19 protein-coding genes and 1 pseudogene are annotated in these 23561 nt (G+C 63.0%); 6 read left to right on the top strand and 14 right to left on the bottom strand.

Annotated elements, in window-relative coordinates; all coding sequences use genetic code 11:
• Positions 1 to 8: 8 nt before the first annotated feature.
• Positions 9 to 371: a hypothetical protein gene (locus GTP58_RS18735; protein WP_161078713.1), complete on the bottom strand. Its 363-nt coding sequence runs from the start codon at positions 369 to 371 to the stop codon at positions 9 to 11.
• Positions 372 to 551: 180 nt separating this feature from the next.
• Between GTP58_RS18735 and GTP58_RS18730 the strand changes: the two genes are divergently transcribed.
• The 3 genes from GTP58_RS18730 (at position 552) to GTP58_RS18720 (ending at position 4927) form a co-directional block, all read left to right on the top strand.
• The gene (locus tag GTP58_RS18730; protein WP_161078712.1) at positions 552 to 2789 is read left to right on the top strand and encodes a hypothetical protein; all 2238 of its coding nucleotides are present in this window, start codon (positions 552 to 554) and stop codon (positions 2787 to 2789) included.
• 125 nt (positions 2790 to 2914) lie between these two features.
• A complete protein-coding gene (locus GTP58_RS18725; RefSeq protein ID WP_229215637.1) occupies positions 2915 to 3703 on the top strand; it encodes an ABC transporter substrate-binding protein in 789 nt (262 codons plus the stop codon).
• Positions 3704 to 3805: 102 nt separating this feature from the next.
• On the top strand, positions 3806 to 4927 hold the full coding sequence (locus tag GTP58_RS18720) for a branched-chain amino acid ABC transporter substrate-binding protein (RefSeq protein ID WP_072789945.1): 1122 nt from the start codon (positions 3806 to 3808) through the stop codon (positions 4925 to 4927).
• On the opposite strand, the gene GTP58_RS18715 is transcribed toward GTP58_RS18720, so the two are convergent.
• The gene (locus tag GTP58_RS18715) at positions 4890 to 5471 is read right to left on the bottom strand and encodes a biliverdin-producing heme oxygenase (protein WP_161078711.1); all 582 of its coding nucleotides are present in this window, start codon (positions 5469 to 5471) and stop codon (positions 4890 to 4892) included. The genes GTP58_RS18720 and GTP58_RS18715 overlap by 38 nt on opposite strands.
• A 99-nt stretch (positions 5472 to 5570) precedes the next feature.
• Between GTP58_RS18715 and GTP58_RS18710 the strand changes: the two genes are divergently transcribed.
• Positions 5571 to 7187 carry a response regulator gene (locus GTP58_RS18710; protein ID WP_161078710.1) on the top strand — a complete coding sequence of 539 codons (1617 nt, stop codon included), beginning with the start codon at positions 5571 to 5573 and terminating at the stop codon, positions 7185 to 7187.
• Here the strand turns inward: GTP58_RS18710 and GTP58_RS18705 are convergent.
• The 9 genes and pseudogenes from GTP58_RS18705 to GTP58_RS18670 all read right to left on the bottom strand — a co-directional run bounded on the left by GTP58_RS18705 (position 7174) and on the right by GTP58_RS18670 (position 17265).
• Positions 7174 to 7629, bottom strand: coding sequence for a response regulator (locus GTP58_RS18705; protein ID WP_161078709.1), 456 nt, complete (start codon positions 7627 to 7629; stop codon positions 7174 to 7176). The two genes, GTP58_RS18710 and GTP58_RS18705, sit on opposite strands and share 14 nt — an antisense overlap.
• Positions 7630 to 7644: 15 nt before the next feature.
• Positions 7645 to 9858: an ATP-binding protein gene (locus GTP58_RS18700; RefSeq protein ID WP_161078708.1), complete on the bottom strand. Its 2214-nt coding sequence runs from the start codon at positions 9856 to 9858 to the stop codon at positions 7645 to 7647.
• An 87-nt stretch (positions 9859 to 9945) separates the two neighbouring features.
• A complete protein-coding gene (locus GTP58_RS18695; protein ID WP_161078707.1) occupies positions 9946 to 10641 on the bottom strand; it encodes a TetR/AcrR family transcriptional regulator in 696 nt (231 codons plus the stop codon).
• Positions 10642 to 10661: 20 nt separating this feature from the next.
• A complete protein-coding gene (gene phnF / locus GTP58_RS18690; protein WP_161078706.1) occupies positions 10662 to 11390 on the bottom strand; it encodes a phosphonate metabolism transcriptional regulator PhnF in 729 nt (242 codons plus the stop codon).
• A gap of 74 nt (positions 11391 to 11464) precedes the next feature.
• Entirely contained in the window at positions 11465 to 12298 is an 834-nt protein-coding gene (gene phnX, locus GTP58_RS31425) for a phosphonoacetaldehyde hydrolase (protein WP_255490711.1), read from the bottom strand.
• Positions 12284 to 13390, bottom strand: a pseudogene (locus GTP58_RS31420) (2-aminoethylphosphonate--pyruvate transaminase); the annotation flags it as partial. The pseudogene GTP58_RS31420 and the gene phnX, both read right to left, overlap by 15 nt.
• 29 nt (positions 13391 to 13419) lie before the next feature.
• A complete protein-coding gene (locus GTP58_RS18680; RefSeq protein WP_161078704.1) occupies positions 13420 to 15105 on the bottom strand; it encodes a putative 2-aminoethylphosphonate ABC transporter permease subunit in 1686 nt (561 codons plus the stop codon).
• A gap of 11 nt (positions 15106 to 15116) precedes the next feature.
• On the bottom strand, positions 15117 to 16235 hold the full coding sequence (locus tag GTP58_RS18675) for a putative 2-aminoethylphosphonate ABC transporter ATP-binding protein (protein WP_161078703.1): 1119 nt from the start codon (positions 16233 to 16235) through the stop codon (positions 15117 to 15119).
• A gap of 10 nt (positions 16236 to 16245) precedes the next feature.
• Positions 16246 to 17265 carry a putative 2-aminoethylphosphonate ABC transporter substrate-binding protein gene (locus GTP58_RS18670; RefSeq protein ID WP_161078702.1) on the bottom strand — a complete coding sequence of 340 codons (1020 nt, stop codon included), beginning with the start codon at positions 17263 to 17265 and terminating at the stop codon, positions 16246 to 16248.
• Positions 17266 to 17471: 206 nt separating this feature from the next.
• Between GTP58_RS18670 and GTP58_RS18665 the strand changes: the two genes are divergently transcribed.
• Both GTP58_RS18665 and GTP58_RS18660 read left to right on the top strand, forming a co-directional pair.
• Positions 17472 to 18506 (top strand): porin, encoded by a 1035-nt coding sequence (locus GTP58_RS18665; RefSeq protein ID WP_161078701.1) that lies wholly within the window; start codon positions 17472 to 17474, stop codon positions 18504 to 18506.
• A gap of 52 nt (positions 18507 to 18558) precedes the next feature.
• Positions 18559 to 19017, top strand: a complete 459-nt coding sequence (locus tag GTP58_RS18660; protein ID WP_161078700.1) for a GNAT family N-acetyltransferase — start codon at positions 18559 to 18561, stop codon at positions 19015 to 19017.
• Here GTP58_RS18660 and GTP58_RS18655 read toward each other — a convergent pair.
• The 3 genes from GTP58_RS18655 to GTP58_RS18645 are packed head-to-tail and all read right to left on the bottom strand — an operon-like array spanning position 18965 to position 23555.
• Positions 18965 to 19708: a YoaK family protein gene (locus tag GTP58_RS18655; protein WP_161078699.1), complete on the bottom strand. Its 744-nt coding sequence runs from the start codon at positions 19706 to 19708 to the stop codon at positions 18965 to 18967. The two genes, GTP58_RS18660 and GTP58_RS18655, sit on opposite strands and share 53 nt — an antisense overlap.
• Positions 19709 to 19751: 43 nt before the next feature.
• Positions 19752 to 21170: a glycoside hydrolase family 19 protein gene (locus tag GTP58_RS18650; protein ID WP_202413755.1), complete on the bottom strand. Its 1419-nt coding sequence runs from the start codon at positions 21168 to 21170 to the stop codon at positions 19752 to 19754.
• Between the two features lie 12 nt (positions 21171 to 21182).
• A complete protein-coding gene (locus GTP58_RS18645; RefSeq protein ID WP_202413754.1) occupies positions 21183 to 23555 on the bottom strand; it encodes a chitinase C-terminal domain-containing protein in 2373 nt (790 codons plus the stop codon).
• Positions 23556 to 23561 lie beyond the last annotated feature (6 nt).

Raw genomic sequence — 23561 nt, 5'->3', positions numbered from 1 at the left:
GGAGAAAATTATTTGTTGTTGCGGGAGCCCAGCAGTTTCGAGATGCCATAGCCTGCTGCTGCAGCTACCAGTACCGACACCATTGGTGCAGCACGCACGCGGGTGCGGCTGGTTTCGCAGATGTTTTTGTAGCCATCGACCACTTGCTTGCCGCGTGCGGCCCAGCGTTCCGAGGCGTTTTCCACGGTGTCGGCGACCTTGTCGACGCCATCATGCGCCTGGCTGGCCAGACGGTCGGTGGCTGGCGGCACTTTATCGGCAATCTTGTCGATGGTGGCATGCGCGTCCGAACGCAGGTCTTTGCCGATCTGGGTGACGCCTTCGCGGGCATTGCTGATTTTGCTGTCGATGCTGTTATTGCTGTTATCCATGATGAGATCCTCTCGTTGTGTTTGCAGTGTAGGAACTGACAAGATAGACCCATCAACCACGCTTGACCGTGCGGAAGCTAACAATGTGAAAAATGCCTTCCTATGTGAATTAACACACGGACGGGAGCGCTTATAAGGAGGATGCTAAAAACGACGCACACTATGTTGAAGGAGAGCGGCATGTTTCCCATCTCATCATTAAGCACGTCCGGCGCGGCTGAGCTGCAGCCAGTGGCGCGGACCGCGGAAACCTCGGCGGTCAACAATGCCGGCATCAATGCGGTCGGCACGGCGACGGATGCCCCGCCAGCCGCTTCGGTAACAGTGGACTTGTCGCCCGTGGCCAGCTTCCTGCTGACCGTATCCAATTCACAGGAACAGTTAGCTCAGCTGCAGAACAGCGCGCCGGATGCGGCGCAGCGCGCGGATGTGCTCAACAGTGCGGTGCAGAATGTGGTGGATGCGTTTAACCTGCTGCCCTCGGTGAATTTCGATCAGGCGCAGCCACAGCAAGCCTCACTGCTGAATAGCCTGGTCAATAACCTGAACCAGCAGACGGCGGAAAATGCCAATACGCAGGCGCAGAATCTGTCGCGTGTGGGCCTGACCTTGCAGCCGCCGCTGCTGTCGGACCTGACTGGCGGCCTGTCGCTGGACCAGGAAGTGCTGCGCGCCTCATTCAATGCGAACAATCAGCAGACCACATCCACTTTGCAGAATACGCTGGACAGTTTCCGACGCCTGGCAACCGATTTCGCCGAACGCGTGGCGGGGACAGGCAGCGCGCAGTTGCCGGCACTGGCGTCGGCACAGCAGCCAGCGCTGACGCCGGAAGATCTGGCGGCCAATGCGCGGCTGGACCTGGCGCGCGCGGAGCTGGACAACCTGACCAGCAATCCACTACGCGAAACGGCAGCAGACCGCCTGGCCGCACAGCGCGCGCAGCAGGACCAGTTGGGAAATCTACAGCAGCAAGCTGAGACGCGGTCGCCGATCATCAATCAGCAGCTGGCGGCACAGAATGGCCTGACGCCGGAACAGGCCCAAGCCAACCTGACCGCCGGCGCCCAGATCGCGCAGGCCGACCAGGCCGCTGATGCACAACGCGCGCAACTGCTGCAATCGGCAACGCAGACAGCAAATGCACAGCAGGCACAGGCTGCGCAAAACGCCGCCCAGGCAGCAAACAATCAGCAAACCGCAAATGTCCAACTGGCGCAGACGCAAGCAGCGCAAAATGCGGCGCAGGCGACCAACAATCAAACGGCACAGACAGCCGCCGCCCAACAGGCGCAGGTACTGCAGAACGCGCAGCAGCAGGCGAATGCGCAACAGGCGCAAGCCACGCAGAACGCCGTGCAGGCAGCCAACAATCAGCAAACGCTGGCGGCGCAGAATGCGGCACAGGCCTTGCAGGGCCAGAATGCGCAACAGACGCAGATCACGCAGGCAGCTCAGGCACAGCAGGCCCAGCTCGCGCAGACACAGGCGGCGCAGCGGGCAGAGATTTCGCAGACGGCCCAGCAGTTGCAAGCAGCACAGCAGGCCCAAGCGCCGCAGGCTGCGGCGCTGTTGCAGACGCAAGCGGCCAACCGGGCCGCAACCGAACAAGCCGCCCAGCAGGCCGCGACCCAGCAGGCGCAGCAGACGCAGCAAGAGGCCAGTACGCAGCAGTCGGCAACGCAGTCCGCTGCCGAAGCCGCGCGCGCGTCCGCGCAAGCCCAGACCACCCGCCAGCAGTCCGGCACGTCGCTGAACACCGTCACCACTGCCAGCCAGCAAGCCGGCCAGCAGGCGATTGCGGCGCAGAATGCGGCACAGGCAGCAGCCAACATCAGCAACAACGCCCAGCAGGCCAATGCCGCGCAGAACGCCGCATCACAAGTGGCGCTGGCCAACGCCGCCGCCAATGCCGCCGCGGTGCAGGCGCAGGCGGCACAAAATGCCGCCGAGGCGATGGCCGCGCAGAACGCAGCCGCTACTGCCGCCGTGGCACAGGCCCGTGCGGCGCAAGCCAATGCCAGCACGCCGGAAGCCGCAGCCACGGCGGCCAGCGTGGCTGCCCAGCAAGCCGCTGCCGCGCAGGAAGCAGCTTCCAACATGGCTGCGGCCAACGCTGCCGCAGCCGATGCCGCACAACAGTCGGCAGCCGCCGCCAGCGCCGCACAGCAAGCCGCTGCGGCGCAGACAGCCGCCGAACAGGCGAATGCCGCGCAGTCCGCAGCACAGCAGGCAGCGGCACAAGCGCCTGGCGATCTGCGATCGAATCCGGCGCTGGCGGCTGCGATTGCAGCTTATAACGTCAACGATGTCGCCGGCACCAATGCGCGTGCAGCACAAGCCAACAACGCCACCATCCCACGGGTGGGGGCGGTGAACGCAACCACACCTTCGCGCGCGATCGGCACCGCGCCTTAGCGGCTACCGGCTCTACCCCTCAACCGGTGCGCTGAGCCGGGGTCTGACCCCGCACGGGGTCAGACCCCTTTGTGGCCTTGCGGGTTTTTTCATTGCAAGCCGGGTTTTCTGTAATAATCTGGCGCATGCCATCCACCACGCCGCCGCCGCGCCTTGCAATGACGGGCTTTCTGCTCGCGCTGCTGCTATGGTGCATGCTGGCGCCGCGCGCCATCGCAGCACCCATCGTCCCGCTGCTGATCGGCGACACGCTCGACGAACAGGGCAAGCCCAAACCTCTCAACCCGCTCAAACGCAAGCTGCTGGACGCGCTGGAAAAAGAACTCAACATCACCTTCGAGCTGCACATGTACCCATGGGCGCGTGCCGAGCGCTATGCGCTTGACGGCGCAGGCCTGATCTTCGGCCTGCCCATCAACGCCGACCGCCTGCACACCCTGCGCTACTCCAATGTCGCCGCCTACAACAACCTGTGGATCGTCACCCGCAGCGACGCTACCTTCTCCTTCAACACCATCGACGACTTGCGCGGCAAAGCCATCGGCATCGTCCGCGGTTACCACTACGGCGATGAATTCGACAATGCCCGCCACAGCCACCAGTTCCGCACTGATGAAGACATCGCCTCGCGCGGCACCCGCCTCACGCGCCTGATGCTCAAGCGCGTCGATGCGGTGCTGCTGTTCCAGCCCAGCACCCAGAGCGCACATGAGATCGAGACGGAAATCAACACCTACATGGCGCCGCGCCTGCGCGCCATCGGCCCGGCCGCCAACGCCAGCTTCAGCGTGCTGCCCAAGCCATTGAGCACCGACAGCGGCGTATTTTTCGCCATCGCGCGCGACAAGGACGATGGCATCATCGACCGCATCAACGCCGCGCTGGCACGCATCCGCCAGCGCACACCGAATTAAATTCTGAACCGCTGCTGTTTGAGGCCCCAACTCGGACGATAATATTTTGTGTTTTTGGCGATAATCGTCAGACCGCACTACTCATCATTATCAGGAGATCACATGAAGTTGAAGCTTACCGCCGCCGCCCTGGCGCTGATGACCGCCTTTGGCGCCCACGCCCAGGACACCGTCGTGAAAATCGGCCATAGCGGCCCGCTGTCCGGCTCCCAGGCCTTCTCAGGCAAGGACAATGAAAGCGGCGCGCGCCTGGCAGTGGAAGAGCTCAACGCCAAACCGATCACCGTGGCCGGTAAAAAACTGAAATTCGAACTGCTGTCGGAAGACGACCAGGGCGACCCGAAAGCCGGCATGGCCGCCGCCCAGAAGCTCATCGACGCCGGCGTGCGCTACGTCGTCGGTCCTTATAATTCCGGTGTCGCCATCCCGACTTCGCGCGCCTACAACGACGCTGGCGCACTGGTCGCCACCGTCGCCACCAACCCCAAGCTCACGCAGCAAGGCTATAAAGGCCTGTACCGCGTGAACGCCAGCGACACCCAACTGGGCTCCAAAATGGCGCTGTACGCCGCCAATGAACTGAAACTGAAGAACGTTGCCGTGATCGACGACCGTACCGCCTTCGGCCAGGGCGTGGCGGAAGAATTCAAGAAGCAGGCCAAGGCCGCCGGCATGACCGTGGCCGGCCACGAGTTCACCAACGACAAGGCGTTCGACTTCACCTCCATCCTGACCAAACTGAAAACCAAGAAGGTCGAAGCGATCTTCTTCGGCGGCTATGCACCGCAAGGCGCGCCGATGGCACGCCAGATGAAACAGCTGGGCATCAACGCCAAGCTGCTGGGCGGCGACACCATCTGCACAGCGGAGATGGGCAAACTGGGGGGCGATGCTGTTGGCGACAACGTGCTGTGCTCACAGGGCGGCGCGATCCTGGACAAGGCCTCGGCCGGCCCGGCCTTCAAGGCCAAGTTCAAGGCCCGCTTCAAGCAGGAGCCGGACGTGTATGCGGCGGCCTACTACGACGCCGTGATGATGTACGCCCAGGGCATGCAGAAAGCGAACAGCATCGACGCGCAGAAGGTGCAGGCCATCATCAGCGGCGCTTCGTATCAGGGCGTGGCCGGCGTGTACGCATTTGATGCCAAAGGCGACATGAAGCAGTCGCCGGTGACCATCTTCACCTTCAAGGGCGGCCAGCCGTCTCCTCTGACGAGCTATTAAGCAGCGCAATCAGGCTGTCGAATGCCTGCCGGGCGCCCCGACAGGCATCTTCGATCTGCGGCGCCGTCACCACGGCGCCGCGCAAGGCGGTCAAAAACTGCTGCCAGCGCGGACCGGGGTTGCCCTCGCCGCGCAGATATTCCAACGGGTGCGGCGCCAGCCGCTCTCTCAGGCGCTTGTAGAGCACCGCACCACCCAGCTGAGATCCCTCGATCACATACGCCACGCCCCAGCGGTATGCCTCGCTCTCCTGCTGAGGCCAGGGTTCCGCGTCGGCCAGAGCCGGCGCCGCCGCTACGTCCTGCAACGCAGGGTGCGCGAGGTCGGACTGGATCAGGGTCAGATAATCGCGCCGTTGCAGTTGCGGCAGCGGTGCTGCCAGCAGCCACGCGTGGATCGGCGCCAGCCACGCTTCCAGCAATTGCAAATGGTTGCGGTAGGCGCGCAGATCCGGCTCCGGCGCGGCCAGCGGCGTGCGCGTGTCCAGTTCTGTGTGGCGCTGCGCGGTCGCTGCGCGCAAGGCGGTTAATACATCCAACGTCATTCCCCTGATTAACTGAGTCTGGCAATTTAACATAACCGTACCGCGCGCGCCTTGGGTGCGTGCTCAGGTAGAATCAGTGCATTCATACTTGCGCTCCTAATGAACGATACCCTCTCTCTCCATTGCTCCGTATTGCTGATAGACGACGAGGCCATGGCCGAGGATTTGATCGGCTACCATCTGTCACACCAGCCCGGGATACGCCTGCGCTACCACCACGATGCGTTACAGGCGGTGGCGCTTTGCCGTGAAATCCAGGCGACGGTGGTGCTGGTTGACCTGCGCATGCCCGGTGCGGACGGCTTTGACGTGATCCGCATGCTGCGCGCGCAGCCGGACACCGAACAGGTGCCCATCATCCTGCTGTCCTCCGAGGACAACGCCGACGTCAAAGCCCGCGCCTTTACGCTGGGCGCCAACGACTACCTGGTCAAATGGCCCGACGCGCGCGAGCTGGAAGCGCGCATCCGCTATCACAGCGCCGCTTACCAGGCCCGCCTGCAACGCGACGCCGCCTTCCTCGAACTGCGCCAGCGCGAAGAGGAACTGCGCGCCAGCCAGGCCGCCCTGCACCAGTCGCAGAAAATGGAAGCCATCGGCCAGCTGACCGGCGGCGTGGCGCATGACTTCAACAATGTCCTGCAAATTATCGCCGGCAATCTGCACCTGCTGCAGATGACGGGCGGCGTCAATGCGCAGGGCATGGAACGCATCCGCAATGCGCAGAACGGCGTCGAGCGCGGCGCCCAGCTGGCGGCGCACCTGCTGGCCTTCGCGCGCCGCCAGCCGCTGCAAAATACGGTGGTCGCACTGTCACCGCTGCTGGCGGATATCCAGGACATGCTGCGCCGCGTGCTGGGGCCGCGCGCCGTGGTGCGGACCGACATCGCGCCGCAGTTGTGGAATACCGAAGTCGATGTCGGCCAGCTCAATAACGTCATCCTCAATCTCGCCATCAACGCGCGTGACGCCATGGACGGCGAAGGCACGCTGACCATCCGCGCGCGCAATCTGCCGGCCGGTTCGCAGCTGCCAGGCTCGGAGGGCAACCGCGACAAGGACTATGTGCTGATTGAGATTGCCGACACCGGCTGCGGCATGCCGGCAGAAGTAATGCAGCGCGCTTTCGAGCCCTTCTTCACCACCAAGCCTACCGGCCAGGGGACCGGCCTGGGACTGAGCATGGCGTATGGCTTCGTCAAGCAGTCCGGCGGCGAGATCGCGCTGCAAAGCGTGGTGAAGCAAGGCACCTGCGTGCAAATCTGCCTGCCGCGCAGCCATGGCGCGCTGGCGACGGACACGCATCCCGCGCCGCCGCCTTTGAGCAGCGGCGTGGAAACCATCCTGGTGGTGGAAGATGAGGAAGACGTACGCACCGCCACCGTCGACCTGCTATCGGCACTGGGCTATGAAGTGCTCAGCGCTGCCGATGCGGAGCAAGCGGCACAGATGCTGGAAAGCGGCACGCGCATCGACCTGCTGTTCACCGACGTCATCATGCCGGGCCGCGTCAGCAGCCTGCAATTGAGCGAACTGGTACGACGCCTGCAGCCGCAGGCACAGGTGCTGTTCACCTCAGGCTATGCGGAAGGCGTGCTGGCGCACGATGGCAAGTTGCCGCCAGGCGTGCACCTGCTGCAAAAGCCCTACAACGCCGAGACCATGAGCGCGCGCATCCGCCACCTGCTGCGGCGCCGCTCCACTACTGCGGCTTGATATAACGGTGCGATCCTGGCGGCGGCTCGTTGAGCACCGCCCAGAAGATGCCCAGGTCCGCAATGGCGCGTACAAACTCCGAAAAGTCGACGGGCTTGACCACGTAGGCATTCACGCCCAATTCGTAACTGCGCACCAGATCCTGCTCCTCCTTGGAAGAAGTCAGCATCACCACCGGTGTGCTTTTCAGCGAACCGGTGCCGCGGATCTGCGCCAGCACTTCCAGGCCATCCACTTTGGGCAGCTTCAGGTCCAGCAGCACCACGGCCGGATTGCCCTGCTCGCGGCTCGCGTAGGCGCCGCGCAAATACAGGTAATCGAGCGCTTCGGCGCCATCGCGTACCACGATCACTTCGTTGGCCAGCTGGCTGCGCTCCAGCGCGATCAATGTCAGTTCCAGGTCGTGTGGGTTATCTTCGACCAGCAAGATAGGTTTCAGCATAGGCGTTTCTGTTTCTTAATCAGGATGAGGCAGGGTAAAGGAGAATGTAGCGCCTTGGCCCGGCGCAGAGTAGGCCCAGACACGGCCGCCATGACGCTCGACGATGCGGCGCACATTGGCCAGGCCGATGCCCGTGCCCTGGAAGTCTTCCATGCGGTGCAGGCGCTGGAAGACGCCAAACAATTTATGCACATACTCCATATGGAAGCCGACGCCATTGTCAGCCACATGGAACACCGTCTCGCCAGGCAGCTCCTCGCTGCTGATACGGATGACGGCGGGATGCGCGTTGGCGGTAAATTTCACGGCGTTGGACAGCAGGTTAATCAACGCCAACTGCAGGAAGGCGGGATCGCCCACCACCTCTGGCAGCGGTTCGATTTCCCAGTTGATGCGGTGTGGCGGCAGATCGGGGGCCAGCTTGTCGATGCAGCCCTGGACCATGTCACGCATGCTGAAACGGATGGGGCGCAGCGCCGCGCGGCCCATCTGCGAAAAGCTCAGCAGGTCGTCCACCAGCTTGCCGGCCAGGCGGGCGGCGTCCTTGATATTGGCCAGGAAGCGCTGGCGCCGTTCCGGGTTGTCGCTGCCGGCTGTTTCCATGAGCAGATCGGAAAAGCCGACGATATGGCGCAAGGGCGCGCGCAAATCATGCGACACCGAATACGAAAACGCCTCCAGCTCCTTGTTGGCGCGGCCCAGTTCTTCGGCCAGGTCGGCCATCTGCTCGGCGCGTTCCAGCGCAATACCGAGCAGCGCGCCGCGGAACTCCAGTGCCAGTTCCAGCTCCGCCTCGCGCCACGGCGCGCTGGTGCCGTGTATGGTCTGGCGCCACAGCTGGAAACTGGTGCGCGGCGACAGCTGGGCGGCGCCACCCTGCTTGCTGTCCGGGCGCCCCGCCCAGTCGATGTTGTACACGTGCTCGGGACGGAACCACAGCAGATAGTGCTGGTGGATGCGCGAAATCGGCATCGCCATCAAGCCGCTGGCACTGCTGCTGAATTCCGCCGCTGGCGCATAACGTTCGCTCAGGTGCGCGCTGTGGAAGATGTCGTCCTGCACATTGGCCGCCAGCCACTGCGTCAGCGCGCGCACCTGGTCATCGGTGGGCGTGTCGCCAAAAGTGATGAGCCGGTCCTCGACCACCACGGCCACGCCGCCGGCGCGGGCGAAGTGCAGCAGCTCGGGCAGCACGCTGCGCAGGTTGTCGATGAAGTCCGTGCCCTGCGTCAGGCCGCCCAGCACGCGCACCATGGCACGCCGCACTTCAAGGCGGAATTGCAGTTCATCCGCATCGCTGCGGTTGCGGATGTGAAGCGCAAGGATTTGCCCCAGCTGTTCGCACACAGTACGCTGGTGGAAGCTGAGCGGGCGCGCTTCGGCATGGTGGCAGGAGATCAGTCCCCACAAATGGTCCTTGATTACCAGCGAAACCGACATCGACGCCAGGGTCCCCATATTGCGCATGTATTGCAGGTGGACAGGGGACACGCTGCGCAAGGCGGCAAACGACAGGTCGCTGGCCTTGCCGTTCACGGGATTATCGGCGGGCGTCAATCGCGAAGGCGTGTAGTTGGCGTCCTGGATCATGCGGATGCGGTTGGCCACGTACAGCTCGCGCGCCTGGCGCGGAATATCGCTGGCCGGGAAGCGCTGGCCCAGATAGCTTTCATAGCCATCGGCCAGGCATTCGGCCAGCACATTGCCATGGCCCTCTTCGTCGAAGCTATACACCAGCACCCGGCCGTAACCGGTCAATGCACGGATTTCGGCGGCGGCAAGGCGGCACAGCGCCACGATGGAATCGGCTTCGCTGATTTTGTTAAGGAAGTCACCGACCAGCGGATATAAATGCTGGAGGCCTGCACCGGCACCCGGTTCAAACTCCAGTATCGCCAGCTGGTCGCCAGCGTGGGCCAGCACCTCATAGGGATGTTCGTCAAGGCGCACCGTCGCCAGGTAGGTGGGCCGTTCGCGCAGCGGCTCCTCCAGTTGGGATGCCAGCATATTGGCTGCTGCGGGGCCGATCACCTCTGCCAGGGGACGCCCCAGGGCCTGTTCCGGCGTCACGCCGGTGAACTGCGCCAGATTATCGCTGGCCTGCACCACGGCGCGCTGCGCGTCCAGCGCCAGCAAAAAGCCGTGCGGCTGGATCGCTCCCGGCGTGCGGATAGGTTCCTGCTCGCAGCTGGTGATGTCGATAGCGGTGGCGGTGCTGGCCTTGGTCATGGCATAGGGTCAGAGTTAGCCGAAGTTAGCAGGTGCCGATGATATCAATTCCCATTCCGATACGGCGCACGGATGAGCAAGACCACATCAGTTATCCTGCACCGTCTTCAACGTGGCGAAGACGGGCGACGATACCGGGCCGATTTCCGGCAGCGGCATATAGGCGATGCGCCGGGCTTCTTCCGTTGCCAGTCCGATGCCGCGCAATACGGTGAACAGCATGTCTTCGATATGCTGGCTGCTGCCACCTTCGGTCAGCAAGGTCTCGATGCCGAAGAAGACTGAACCCAGTATCATGTCCCGCACCACCAGCGCGCTGCCGGCGGCAAAGCGGCCATTGGCGATGCCCAGCTCCAGGTCGCGCGTGAGGAAGCGGTCCAGACGACGCCCGCGCACCGCATGGGCAGGACCGATGCGCGTCAGGAAGGCGCCCCACACCGGATAGCGCAGCGCGAAGTGTACGTATAAACGCGTACCGATGCAGAAGCGTTCGGCCGGATCGTCGTAGCGCAGCACGTGCGGATCGACCATGCCCAGCACCTCTTCATTGAGCTCCGCCGTGACGGCAGCCAGCAGCTCGTGGGTGGTCTTGAAATAATTGTAAAAAGTACCACGCGCGACACCGGCGGCGGCGATGAAGTCGTCAATCACGGGCGCATCCGGGCCTAGCTGGGCAAACACGCCGATGGCGCTGCGGATCAGCAGCGCCCTGGTACGTTCGCGGCGCTCGATGCCGGCACGCTTCTGGTGATTGTCTACGGGAGTGGTAGCGGTTTCATTCATCCGCCAAGTATAGACCAACTTTAATCCGGCTCAATCACCAGTTGCACGGCAGCGCTGCTGAAGTTGGAGATGCCGTATTCGAAGGGCTTGTTGTCCTGATCGACATAGACCGTTTCAACATACAGGATAGGCAGCGAAGTCGGTTGTCCCAGCTGCTGCGCCACTTCGTTGGTCGGCAGGCGCGCGGTGATGCGGCTTAACCTGCGCTGGAACTGCTCGACGCCAAACTGCGCCAGCGCCAGATGAGTCTTGCCCACCTCCGCATAGGCCTCGCCGAAACCGTCAAAGCGCGGCAGCGGGAAGTACTGCGTGCAGACACCGATGACTTTACCGTCCACCACGTCCAGCGAATTGATGGCCAGCGTCTTGGCGCGTGCGGACAGTTCCAGCAGGCCGGCGATTTCCGCCGTCGGCCGCACGCTCTCCCAATCGAGGATTTCGCTTTTACCGACACGGCGCGCCTTCACCACGCTGTGCGCGAGGCGGGTACGGCGGCCGATCTGGTAATCGATGAAATCATCGCGTACGAAAGTGCCGCGGCCATGCACCACCTGCACCATGCCCTGCTCCACCAGCGCCTTGACCGCCTGCCGCACCGTGTGGCGGTTGACGGCAAAGCGCTCGGCCAGTTCAGTTTCATTCGGCAGCCGGCCCTGCAGACGTCCGGACAGGATCTCGTTACCCAGCGATTCCTGGATCTGCTTCCAGACGGCGGTGCCGGTCTGGCGGACGATCAAATTTTCGGACATTCAGCAGTACTCCATCGGGCATAAAGGAAACCGCGCCGATTGTCGCATATTTAACGGTGAAGTGGTATGCACGCCTATGGCCGTTCTCCCTGTTGCAGGCGGGCTTCGATCTGTTCGATCACCTGCGGCAGTTCGGCGATGCTGCCGATGACGTAGTGGGCGCCCGCCGCCAGCAATTTGTCCGCCGCGACGGCAGCGCACCGCGCGCGTTCGTGTGCAGGCAGCGCGGCCAGCTCCTGTTCGGTCAGGCCAACTTCATTGCCGGACAGCGCCACCCCCACCGTCCACATGCCAGCCGCCAGGCCTTCCGCGATGCCGGGAGTGGTATCGTCGATTTTGACGCAGGCCGGCAAGTCCTTCACGCCCAGCGCGATGACGTTTTCCAGCGCCATCCATGGGCCGGGACGGCCGCCGGGCGGCAAGTCATCGGTGGCGACGGCATGGTCCACCACCAGACCATCGGCGGCGGCGCGCGGCAGCAGCTTGTCCATCACGATGCGCGGGTAGCCGGAGCAGGAACCGATCTTGATGCCACGCTGGCGCAGCCCTGCAAGCACGTCCACCGCGCCGTTGATCGGTGCGGAGTATTGGCCGACACGCTCCACCTGCAGCGGCAGGAAGGCCTGGTAGAGCGCATCGACGTCCTGGTCCGACATCGGCGCACCAAAGCGCGCTTGCCAGCGCTGGGCAACGCCATCCTGGCGACCAAGCGCCTGAATGTGATCCCACTTCGCCAATCCCATCGGCACGCGGGCTTCCGCCAGCGAGATGTCCACACCGAAGCCGGCGAAGGCGTCAATCAATACCTGCGTTGGCGCAAACGAGCCAAAGTCCACCATGGTGCCAGCCCAGTCGAAGATCACCGCCTGCACACCTCCATGATAGGCGCGGCGCTTGCGCAGTCCCATGTCCGCCATCACCGCAGCGATGGCGGCGACGGCGCGGGCGATATCCGTGGCGTCGATGGCGCCAATGCAGCCGACGCGGAACGTCTCCACCGCCGTCAGCTTGCCCGGGTACAGAATCACGCCGCGCTCTTTTACGCGGCGGTAGAACTCAGTAAAGTTCCAGTTCGGATGATCCGGCGCGTGTACGGTGACGATGATGGGCGCCTGGATGTCCGCAGGCAGGAACGAGCGCAGTCCGATACCGGCCAGGCCGTCGATAAGCGCCTTGCAGTTGTCCTGATAACGCGCCAGGCGTGCCGGCTGGCCGCCCTGCTCCTCGTACTGGTCCAGTGCACAATCGAAGGCTGCCACCACATGCGTCGGCGGCGTGTAGCGCCATTGACCGGTCTGCTCCATGTAGCGCCACTGCGCATGCAAATCCAGCGACAGCGAATGCGAACGGCCTTCCGCCTGTGCCAGCGCGTCTTTACGTGCCAGCACAAAGCCCATGCCGGGCACGCCTTCCAGGCACTTGTTGCTGGAGCCGATGACTGCTTCAAACGCCAGTTCGCGGCACGACAATGGCAGCGCGCCGAATGCGCTCATGGCGTCGATGATGAGCTTACGGCCTGCCGCCGCCACCTCCTGCGCGATGGCGGGCAGCGGATTCAGGATGCCGGTACTGGTTTCGCAGTAGATCACGCCGACGTGTGTGATGTCCTGGTCCGCAGCCAGGCGCGCACGCACCACGGCAGGATCGACTGGCGAGGTTTCGCCAAAATCGGCGACTTCGACCCGGCGGCCCATGATGCTGGTCAGCTGCGCCATGCGCTTGCCGTATGCGCCGTTGACCAGCACCAGCAGCTTGCCGTCCTGCGGCATCAGCGTGCCGATGGCGGCTTCCACCGCAAAGGTGCCCGAGCCTTGCAATGGCACGCAGGCGTAATCCTGTTCGCCATCGATGATGGACAGCAGGCGGCGGCCGACGCGCGCGGTCAGCGCGTTGAAATCGCTGTCCCACGAACCCCAGTCGGACTGCATGGCGTTCTTGGTGCGGACGGTGGTGGTCAGTGGACCCGGAGTTAACAACAATGGAGCTTGCATGTGTGTCATATCAAGTGAGGTGAAAAATCAGAATCCGTTCAGGCAGCACGCCAGCGTTGCACGCGGCGCTCGCACCACCAACCGATGGCATTCACCAGCAGCGACACTGCGCAGGCGCCAGCGAAGATCAGCGTGGCCATGGCGGCGGCTGCGGCGGTATCGCCTGCATCGTCCATGTTGAGGACCGCCAGCGACGCCAGCTCGGTCTGCGGGCTATACAGGAAAATCACGCAACTCACGGTCGTCATGCTAGAGACGAACAGGTAGCGGAAGACGTTCAGCATCGAGGGCAGCACCACCGGCAGTGTGACGCGCAGACAGCACACCCACCAGCCGCGCCCCAGGCTGCGCGCGGCGGCTTCGATCTCGCCATCGATCTGGCGCAGCGATGTCGTCAGCGTCAGGTGCGCGGTGGTGTAGAAGTGGCAGATGCAGGAAACCACCAGCACGACCATGCCGCCATACAGCCCATGCAGCGGGTTGGCGGGCGCGTTGAAGAACAGCACGTAGCCCAGCCCCAGCACCATGCCGGGTACGGCCATCGGTATCATGGCAATGGCACGCGACAGCTGGGCAGCGCTGCGCGCGGCAGGCTGCTTCTCGGTCAGGTAGGCATTCAGGAAAATGAACAACGTGCCGATCAGCGCGCTGGCGCCGGACAGCAGCAGGCTATTGCGGAAGGAACGCCAGCCGCCGCCATCCTGCTGGTCGAAGTCGAAATGCGCCAGCGTGAACGACATGTTATAGGGCCACAGCTTGATGAACGCCGCAGCGATAGCCACGCCGGCCAGCGCCAGCAGGAATGCCGACACCACGCCGCAAGCCGACATCAGCAGCGCATCGCGCAGCAGATTGGACTTGGCGCGGTACTGCACTGAGCGGCCGTTCATTGCCGCCTGCGCACGACGCGCAACGCGGCGCTCGATGATCGCGCTGACGAGTGCCGGCAGCAGCAACAGCAGGCCGATGACGGCGCCGCGATTGAAGTTCTGCTGGCCCAGCACCTGCTTGTAGGCTTCCAGCGCGAGCAGATTGGTTTGGCCGCCAATAACCTTGGGTACGCCGAAATCGGTCACCACCATGGTCAGGACCAGCGTTGCCGCAGACACCAGGCCGTAGCGCGCATTCGGCAGCGTAATCGTCAGCATGCGACGCAATGGACTGGCGCCCATGGCGGTGGCAGCTTCGTACAGGCGCGCGTCGGCGACAGACAGCGCGGCAGTCAGTATCAGCAGCGCGTGCGGGAAGGTGTAAAAAGCTTCGCCCAGCACGACGCCAAGCGGACCATAAATGCTTGCGCCACCCAGCCAGTTTTTGAGCAGGCCCTGGTTGCCGAACAGGTAGACCAGCGAGATGGCCGGCATCAGCGATGGCGCCAGCAATGGCGACAGCGCGATCAATCGCAGCAGCGGCTGGCCTGCGATGCGCGAGCGGGTCAGCGCGAAAGCAAACAGGAAGGCGGCTGGCAGCACCAGCGCCAACGTGGCGAATGCCAGTTGGAGACTGTTCCACGCAGCGTCCTGTATGCGCGGCTCGGAGACGGTTTGCACAATCTGCGACAGCCCGACATAGGCGCCGCTGCGATCCTCGGCGGCCTTGATGAAGATGGCAGCCAGCGGCAAAGCGATAAAGACCAGCAGCGCGGCTAGGCACAGCCACTGCAGCAGCGCAGCGATGCGATCCTCTGCGCTCTGAAAGCCGGGCCTGGCCAGCCAGGATGGCATCGGCAACGCAATCACGCCGCACCATCGACAAAGTAGCGCACCTTGTGCGGAGCGACGGAAATCGGCACGCGCTGGCCCGGTACCAGCAAATCGTAGCCCGGCTCGTTGCGCGCCACGTCCACGGTCAGCTGCACGTCGCGCGACGACGCCAGCGACAGCAAGGCACGACGCACGCTCCCCAGAAAATCGACGCGCTCGACGATGGCCATGGTCATCTTGCCGCCTGCCGACCAATGCGGCTCGACGCAGATATCCTCCGGCCGGCAAAACGCTGTCGCCGAGCGGGCGCCAGCGGGCAGGCTGAATCCGAAGGACAGGTCGCCAGCCGACACCACGCCAGCATCGTCCTGCCGCACCGGCAGCCAGTTGGCGCAGCCGACGAAATCGGCGACGAAGCGCGTCGCTGGTTCGCGATAGACCTGCTCCGGCGTTCCGGTCTGCTCGATGCGGCCGCGCGACATGACCGCGATGGTATCCGCAATCGCCAGCGCTTCCTCCTGATCGTGCGTCACCATGATGGCGGTAATGCCCAGACGCCGCTGCAAGGTCTTCAACTCCTGCCGCAGGTTGTCGCGTACCTTGGCGTCCAGCGCCGACAGTGGTTCATCAAGCAGCAGAAGGCCAGGCGACGTCGCCAGCGCACGCGCAAGTGCCACGCGCTGCTGCTGGCCACCGGACAATTGCGCCGGATAGTGTTCCTGCTTGCCATCCAGCTCCACCATTTGCAGCAGTTGCGCCACGCGCTTATCGCGTTCCTTGCGCTCCTTGCGCGGCAAGCGCAGTGCATAAGCCACATTTTGCGCCACTGTCAGATTCGGGAACAGCGCATACGACTGGAATACGATGCCGTAGTCGCGCTGCCCCGGCGGCAGGCGGCCGATATCACGGCCGCCCATCACCACCACACCGCCATCCTGCTGCTCCAGACCGGCGATGATGCGCAGCAGCGTGGTCTTGCCGCAGCCCGAAGGGCCAAGCAAACAAACGAATTCACCACGCCGCACGGCCAGATTGATCTGCTCCAGCACCACGGCGGTGCCGAAGCGCTTGCTGACGCCTTCAATGCGCAGCCAGTCCGGCTGCGGCGCCACCAGGGCGATATCGGAGAGCAGTAAGTCGGTCTGTTTCATGTTGATTGCCTTACTTTGGTTCTGCCTTGCCGTCGTAGCGCCTGGTCCATTCAGTGAGGATGCGGTCACGTTCGCGCGACGACCATTTCAGATCCTGCTTTATCAGCAGCGTTTCATAGTTAGCAGGAATGGCAGGATGCGGCTTGGTCACGCCCGGGTAAGCGACGATGGCGAAGTTCTTCGCATACAGCTCATTGGCCGCGCGCGATGCTGCCCAATCGGCCAGCTTGCGCGCAGCTTCCTGGTTCTTGCTGGCTTTGAGGATGGCGGTTGCTTCCACGTCCCAGCCCAGACCTTCCTTCGGCAGCACCACATCCAGCGGTGCACCGCCCTCTTTCAGTTTGGCGGCGCGGTATTCAAACGCGATCCCGATCGGGAATTCGCCGGCGGCAGCCTGCTTGCATGGTTTGGAACCGGAGTGCGTGTACTGCGCGATGTTCTCGTGCAGCTTGTCCATGTAGGCCCAACCCTCCTTCTCGCCGAACAGCGACAGCCACGCCGTGACGTCGAAGTAGCCAGTACCGCTGGAGGCCGGATGCGGCATCACGATCTTGCCCTTGTACTCGGGCTTGAGCAGGTCTTTCCACGATTCCGGTTTCTTCAATCCCAGCTTGGCCGCTTCCACCGTGTTGAAGCAGATGGCGGCGCCCCATACGTCCATGCCAACCCAGGTAGGCGGCACGGCGCTGTCCACATAGCGCCTGGACAGTTTGTCGATATCTTTTGGTGCATACGGCTGCAGCATGCCTTCCTTGTCCAGCAACAGCAGCGAGGTCGCGGCCACGCCCATGACGACATCGGCCTGCGGCGCGGCTTTTTCCGCCAGCAGCTTGGCGGTGATGATGCCGGTGGAATCGCGCACCCATTTGAGTTTGATGTCCGGGTTATCCGCTTCAAATTTCGACTGGTAGGCCTTCAGCTGATCGGCTTCCAGTGCGGTGTAGACGGTCAGCGTGGTATCGGCATGGGCCGACATGGCCAGCAAAGACAGGACAGCAATCATCGACTTGCGGAGAGATGGGCGAAGCATTGACGACTCCAATGAGTTGAACGGGAACGCCGGCGCATCAGCCAGCGACGCCATCTTAGCCATCGAATGTGACAACACAATGACATCTAGACGTCTCTATTTTATTTTGAAAAATAGATTTAGTCATCTAGACGTCACGATCTTGTAATAATTAATCACTAAGCTTCGGCGCTCCACCCCACCATCTCTCAATGGAAATCATCGCAATGAAAAAACACCTCCTGGCGGCCGCGCTGTGCGCAAGCTGCACCGGCGCCGCGCTGGCGCAATCGAATGTCAGCATCTATGGCGTGATGGATCTGAGCGTTGCCACCGTTTCCGGTGCCACGGCAGGCAGCACCGGCTTCAATGGCAACGACACCAAGATGCAAAGCGGTACGCTGCAAGGCAGCCGCCTTGGCTTCCGTGGCGCCGAAGATCTGGGCAATGGCCTGTCAGCGATCTTCACGCTGGAATCGGGCATCCTGGCGGATACCGGCGCTTCCGATCAGGGCGGCGTGCTGTTTGGCCGCCAGGCGTTCGTGGGACTCAAGAGCAATACGCTGGGAGCGATTACGCTGGGCCGCCAGTACGGGCCTGAGTATCTGGCATGGAAGCTGGTCGAGCCGATGGATGACGGTTTTGCCGGCGCGGGCAGTAACTTCTTCGCCACCAATGGCAAGCGCGTGAACAATTCGGTCAAGTACACCACGCCGGCCATGGGCGCTGTGACTGCGGACGTGCTGTATGGTTTTGGCGAGGTGGCAGGCAATAACGCCGCCGGCCGCGATATCGGCGCCTCCATCACCTATGCGGATGGCCCGGTGCTGGTGAAGGTGGGCTATAACTCGTTGAACAATGCCACCGCCACGGACAAGTCGACCAATTACGTTATCAGCGGCAGCTACAACTTCCAGGTGCTCAAGGCCATCGCCATCTATGGCAATAACAAGGGCACGGGCAGCACCGACAACCGCGACCTGCTGCTGGGCGCATCGATTCCGTTTGGCGCCAACACCCTGCTGGCCAGCTATATCCGCAAGGACGACAAGAGCAGCGCGGACAAGGACGCCCATCAGATTGCCGTCACCTGGACCTACGATATGTCCAAGCGCACCATCGCCTACATGTCCGCTGCGCGCGTCACCAACAAGAATGGCGCCACCTACCACACCTATAACGCCACGCTGCCGACGGCAACGCAAACCGGCGCGGTGGCGGGTACGCGCGAGTTCAACATCGGCCTGCGTCACGCATTCTGATGATTAACCAGCGCAGGGATGGCGCCGTCCCTGCGCATCTATTTCAAGCACGATGATTATCCGAAAAGCCGAACCCACCGACCTGCCCCGCATTGCCGAATTATTTTTCCAGCTGGGCTATCCCAACACGCTTGAACAGCTGGCGCAGCGCTGGCCAGCTTTCCATGACCGCGACGCCGATTGCTGGATCGCTGAAACGCCGGCCGGCATCATCGGCGTACTGACCCAGAATTACGTTCTTCCCATGAGCACCACCGCGCAATATGCCGTGGTCAGCGCCTTTGTGGTGGATGCGGCCGTACGCCGCAGCGGCGCAGGCAGCGCCTTGATGCGCTGCGCGGAACAGGAGGCAATACGGCGCGGATGCAGCCATACCGAACTCTCAAGCAGCATGCGCCGCCCGCAAGCGCACCTGTTTTACGAAGACTACGGTTTTGTCGAAGTGCCCAAGCGCTACGTCAAAGACTACTTCCCACGCGCCCGCGCACATCATCAAACAACGGAACAATAGCCAGCAACAGCAGCACCACGGCCAGCGGCACGGTGGCGATGAAACCCAGGTACTTGAAACCAAAGGCGCCAGTCACGCCACCGAGCAGGAACATGGCCAGCAGGGAGCCCAGTAGCGCCAGACGCTGGCGGTCTGCCGTGACGCGGGCGGCGTTGACATCGCGATTCCAGTAGGCGAGCTTGCCCAGTTCGATGCCGATGTCCGTAACGAGGCCCGTCACGTGCGTTGTGCGGATCTCCGCACGCGACGCCGTGGTGACGATGGCGTTCTGCAAACCCATCACGTAGCACAGCAAAGCGACAGTGCCGGCGACATGGCCCTGCGATGCGAGTTGCGCGCCCGTGAGCCCGAACACCAGCAGCAGCGTTGCCTCCAGCAGCAAGGGCAAGGCATAGCGGCTGTGGGCTTCGTGCCGGCGTCCCCAGTTAATCAGGATGGCCGACGTGGCGGCGCCCATGAAGAATGCCGCCAGCGACGCCAGTCCCGCCCACAACAGCGCCAATTCGCCCAGCGCCAGGTTGTCCGCCAGCGCCGACACGATGCCGGACATATGCGACGTGTACTGTCCCACAGCGAAAAAACCGCCTGCGTTGACCGCGCCAGCCACGAAGGCAAGCGAACGGCCAAGGCGGCGGTTGCTGATGTCGGTGCGGTGCGGACCGGCGTAGGTCCGCAGGTAGTGCATGGGCATGACTGGCCTCCGTGAGCAATGTCGGCCAGTCGATTGTACAACCTTACTTCAGCGTGACGTTCCAGTTCTTCTCAACGCACTTGGTGTAGTTGCCGGCGATGAGGGCGCTGTACGGCGTCTGATAGCTCACGAGCTGGCACTGGTAATCGCCGCCAGTGTTCCAGTTCTTCTCCCAGTAGATGTTGTAGGCCGCCGAACTGCTTGAGTTGAAACGCTGCATGCTGGCGCACGACAGCTGTTCACTCCCCACATTCCATCCCAGATCCGCCGCGAACTGCTTGTAGTAGTCGATGCGGTTCTGCGCTGCCGGCTTCTCCGTGCCCGTACCGCATTCGGCGTTGATAATCATGATGGTGGTTGCGAAGTTGTTGCCCGCTCCCGCCGCGTTATCCGCCGCATTCGGTACCCAGGTCCCATCCAGCACATGCAGCATCGATGGCTTGGGTGGTTGTGGATAGACAAAGAAGAACGTCGCCGAGGCCAGGTTCAGCCACGTGGACGCCACCAGGTCGGGATTCTTCAGCAGCACCGACTGGTCGCCGTTGTACATCACCTGCGAGAACGGCCCGTAGTTGTAGTTGTACGAGAGCTGCTTGGCGCCGCGCCCGTAATACTTCTTGTAGCTGCCGTCGGCGTTCTTCCCGCAAGTCCAGACGGAATTGAAGACCGGATCCGCGCACTCGGTGTTGTAGCCGCAGCCCGTGCCGTTTTCATCGCAGCCCAGTTCCCGCAAATACTTCAGGCCCTGGCGCCACTGCGGAATCGGCAGGCTGGCATTGTGCTCGCCCGTCTCCTGTGCAAAGTGGGCGAACATGGTTGCCAGCGAGTGGCGGCAGATGGCATCGGCATCGCGGCCATCCGTGTAGTCACCGCACACGGCCGGGAACTTGGCGACCGCCTGCAGGAAGCGGGTGTAGGTGTAGCTTGGCTCGCGGATGCCGAAGTAGTAGTCCCACTTGGCGGAGCTCAGCAACCGTTCCACGCGCTTGACGTTGGCCGGATTGGCCGACGCGCCGGGTGCGACAGCGTCCACCAGTGCGTTGTCCAGCGTGCGGATCGAGGCTTTGACCTTGCGGAAGAAGTCATTGTTGGTGAGATCCGCTTCCCGCGCTTCCGCCTGCGCCTTGGTCGGCACGCCACCTGGCGTGGTCGGTGTGGTGGGATCGGTCGGCGGGTTGGTGGCGTCGCCAACGTACTTCCATGGCCCCCACTGGTCACCTGCATTCGGCACGGTGCCTTGCACCCACCACTTGGCTTCGTACTGCTTGCCCTGGTAGATGGCGCAGCTGCCAGCGGTATAGACCGCAGTAGCGCTCCATGCCGGGCAGGATGCCGCCGCCACGCCAGCCACGCCGCCCATCAGCAGACGTGGCGATGCGCTGCTCGCCTGATCGCTGCTGCTACCGCCACAGGCGGTGAGCAGTACAGCGGTAAGCGAGGCGAGTATGAAATGGTTCTTCATCTCGCCCTCCCCTTACTTCAGCAAGACCGGCAGGTCAGGATACTCTTCGCTCAGCGCGTAGCGCGTGCCGTTCACCGTGATCACGTAGGCGGATGGCCCGGAGATCGGCAGCGAATAGTTCAGCGTCAGCGACACCGAAGCGCCAGGGGCCAGCGACTGCCACGTCGGAATGGTGAACTTGGCGTGGTTGAAGTTGGCCTTGAAGCCGCCGATGTTGTTCGGCCCCGAGTAACCGGCCTTGGTCACCGTCAGCCCATAGCCCGACTGGTCGCTCATATTGGCAGGCGCCGACACGGGATAGTCAAACTCCACCACCGAGCCGCCCGGTATGGTGACCGTCGTGTTGTTGGTGACGGTCATGACAGGGTTGATCGGGTAGTTGCTGTCGCCCAGCTTCCAGCCACCGAGCGCGATGCTGACTTTGGCGCTGCTGGCCGGGATCACCGACTCCGCCCGTACCGCACCATAGGCACTGGCGGTCTTGAAGGCGTTGTAGATATTGGTGGTCAGCGTGTAACCCATGAAGTACTCGCCCTTGCCGGCATTCTTGCCTGCGTCCCAGCCATAGTCGCCAGCCAGCTCCCAGATCATGATGCCGCCGATGCCGTTGTCGATGATGTACTGCGTTTTGGCAGCAATCGACTGTGCGGTTTCAACCGACAGGAACACCTTGCGCGTCGCGTTCCAGAGCCACGGTGCGGCCATGGTGGAACTGTAGTTCGGCGTGTAGGTGCCGGTGATGGTCTTCTCGGTGACGCCGTAGGCATCCAGGTAGTCCGGCACGATGGCGTTCTGCAGGTTCAGCGCATGCCACAGCGGATTGCCGCCGCCAGGTACCGGCTTGCCGGTCGTATCCAGGTCATACCAGACGTTGTCGATGCCGACCGCACCGGTGCCGCAGGTTTTCACGCCAGCGCAGGTGACGGTGCTGGTGACGACCGGCGAGGTGCCCCACAGGCCATTGGTGCCGCCAGTGACATCCTTCCAGCCACGCGTGTAGTACGGCACGCCGATGTTGATGCGTCCCGCCTGCAGTGCGCCGCGGTAGTAGCGGTAAGCCCAGTCGACGTTGAGGTAGCCGATGCCGCCGTAGCTGTAGGCGTTGCCGGCGCGGAGTTCAGCGTCGTTGCCGTCATCGAACAGCGGTGCGTTCGGGCCGACGTACTGGTTCCAGCCGCCGTGCAGATCGTAGGACATCAGGCTGGCGTAGTCGAGGTACTTGAGGCCGGAGAGGTTTTCTTCTCCGCGCAAGATCCAGCCTGAGGCCGAACCGGCGATGGTCAGCATGTAGTACTTGTGGTCCGCAACAGCGGCGTTGTCGAGCTTTTCACGCACGGTTTTCAGCAGTGCGTTATAGCCTTTCATCAGACCGGCGAGACGCGGTTTGCTGGTCGGGAAGTCGAGCGGATTGCCTGCTTCATCGTTGGTGGTCGGATGCTCGTAGTCGATGTCGATACCGTCGAAGAAGGTGTATTGGCGCAGCACGGCAACCATGGAATCGGCCAGGGTGTTGATGCCTGCGGTGTTCACCGAGCCATCCGTGTTGGTGGTGGCGCCGTAGAAGCCGCCGCTGCCTGCCCAGCCGCCCACCGACAGCATCACTTTCACGCCAGGGTAGCGCTTCTTGTATTGCGACAGCAGATTGAAGTGGCCTTTGTACGGCAAGGACGGATCCATGGCGGCGGCCGGAATGTTAGGCCAGGTCAGGCCCGTGTCCGGGTTGTTGGCGCCACTGGCCAGTTGCACCTTGGCGTCCGTGCCGACCGAGGCAAAGGCGTAGTTGATGTGGGTGACTTTGTCCCATGGGATGTTCGGCACCAGATAGGACGGTGTGTTGCCCGCGCCGGTGCGCCAGCTGGTGAAGTAGCCGACGATGCGGCGGTTCAGGCCATTGGCCAGTTTCTCGCGGCCGTTGGTATCGTAGACGCCGCAGTAGTTCACGTTCGGCACCGGCGTGGTCAGGCCATCCGGACGGCATGCGACTGGTGTCGCCGTCGGCGTAGGTGTCGGCGTAGGCGTAGGTGTCGGAGTTGGCGTTGGCGTTGGCGTTGGCGTCGGAGTGGGTGTCGGTGTCGGAGTGGGCGTTGGTGTAGGCGTCGGCGTTGGAGTTGGCGTGGTTTGCAGCGCCCATGGTCCCCATTCTTCCGCGCCCGGCACGTTATTCTGCGTCCACCATTTGGCGCTATAGGTCTTGCCGTTGTAGGTCACGCACATGCCGGCGGTGTAGACGGCCGTTGAGCTCCAGGCATCGCAAGTCGCGGCAGCGGCGCCCATGCGTACGCCGCCGAGCGTCTTGCCGGCGGGTGCGTCGGTGGTGCCATTGCCGCCACCACAGGCGGCCAGAGTGCTGCCGACTAGCGTCAGCATCAAAAGATTTTGCTTCATTTTTGT

The organism is Duganella sp. CY15W (assembly GCF_009857555.1).
GTDB classification, from domain to species: Bacteria; Pseudomonadota; Gammaproteobacteria; order Burkholderiales; family Burkholderiaceae_D; genus Rugamonas; species Rugamonas sacchari.
The sequence above is the reverse complement of the archived record's forward strand: the minus strand, read 5'-3'. Positions and strand labels throughout refer to the sequence as shown.

Coding starts and splice junctions, on each gene's coding strand:
- GTP58_RS18695 (WP_161078707.1), bottom strand. CDS start 10,641: ATGAATGAAACCGCTACCACTCCCGTAGACAATCACCAGAAGCGTGCC.
- GTP58_RS18725 (WP_229215637.1), top strand. CDS start 2,915: ATGCCATCCACCACGCCGCCGCCGCGCCTTGCAATGACGGGCTTTCTG.
- GTP58_RS18710 (WP_161078710.1), top strand. CDS start 5,571: ATGAACGATACCCTCTCTCTCCATTGCTCCGTATTGCTGATAGACGAC.
- GTP58_RS18665 (WP_161078701.1), top strand. CDS start 17,472: ATGAAAAAACACCTCCTGGCGGCCGCGCTGTGCGCAAGCTGCACCGGC.
- GTP58_RS18675 (WP_161078703.1), bottom strand. CDS start 16,235: ATGAAACAGACCGACTTACTGCTCTCCGATATCGCCCTGGTGGCGCCG.
- GTP58_RS18650 (WP_202413755.1), bottom strand. CDS start 21,170: ATGAAGAACCATTTCATACTCGCCTCGCTTACCGCTGTACTGCTCACC.
- GTP58_RS18680 (WP_161078704.1), bottom strand. CDS start 15,105: ATGCCATCCTGGCTGGCCAGGCCCGGCTTTCAGAGCGCAGAGGATCGC.
- GTP58_RS18705 (WP_161078709.1), bottom strand. CDS start 7,629: ATGCTGAAACCTATCTTGCTGGTCGAAGATAACCCACACGACCTGGAA.
- phnX (WP_255490711.1), bottom strand. CDS start 12,298: ATGGGACTGCGCAAGCGCCGCGCCTATCATGGAGGTGTGCAGGCGGTG.
- GTP58_RS18645 (WP_202413754.1), bottom strand. CDS start 23,555: ATGAAGCAAAATCTTTTGATGCTGACGCTAGTCGGCAGCACTCTGGCC.
- phnF (WP_161078706.1), bottom strand. CDS start 11,390: ATGTCCGAAAATTTGATCGTCCGCCAGACCGGCACCGCCGTCTGGAAG.
- GTP58_RS18720 (WP_072789945.1), top strand. CDS start 3,806: ATGAAGTTGAAGCTTACCGCCGCCGCCCTGGCGCTGATGACCGCCTTT.
- GTP58_RS18660 (WP_161078700.1), top strand. CDS start 18,559: ATGATTATCCGAAAAGCCGAACCCACCGACCTGCCCCGCATTGCCGAA.
- GTP58_RS18730 (WP_161078712.1), top strand. CDS start 552: ATGTTTCCCATCTCATCATTAAGCACGTCCGGCGCGGCTGAGCTGCAG.
- GTP58_RS18655 (WP_161078699.1), bottom strand. CDS start 19,708: ATGCCCATGCACTACCTGCGGACCTACGCCGGTCCGCACCGCACCGAC.
- GTP58_RS18715 (WP_161078711.1), bottom strand. CDS start 5,471: ATGACGTTGGATGTATTAACCGCCTTGCGCGCAGCGACCGCGCAGCGC.
- GTP58_RS18735 (WP_161078713.1), bottom strand. CDS start 371: ATGGATAACAGCAATAACAGCATCGACAGCAAAATCAGCAATGCCCGC.
- GTP58_RS18670 (WP_161078702.1), bottom strand. CDS start 17,265: ATGCTTCGCCCATCTCTCCGCAAGTCGATGATTGCTGTCCTGTCTTTG.
- GTP58_RS18700 (WP_161078708.1), bottom strand. CDS start 9,858: ATGACCAAGGCCAGCACCGCCACCGCTATCGACATCACCAGCTGCGAG.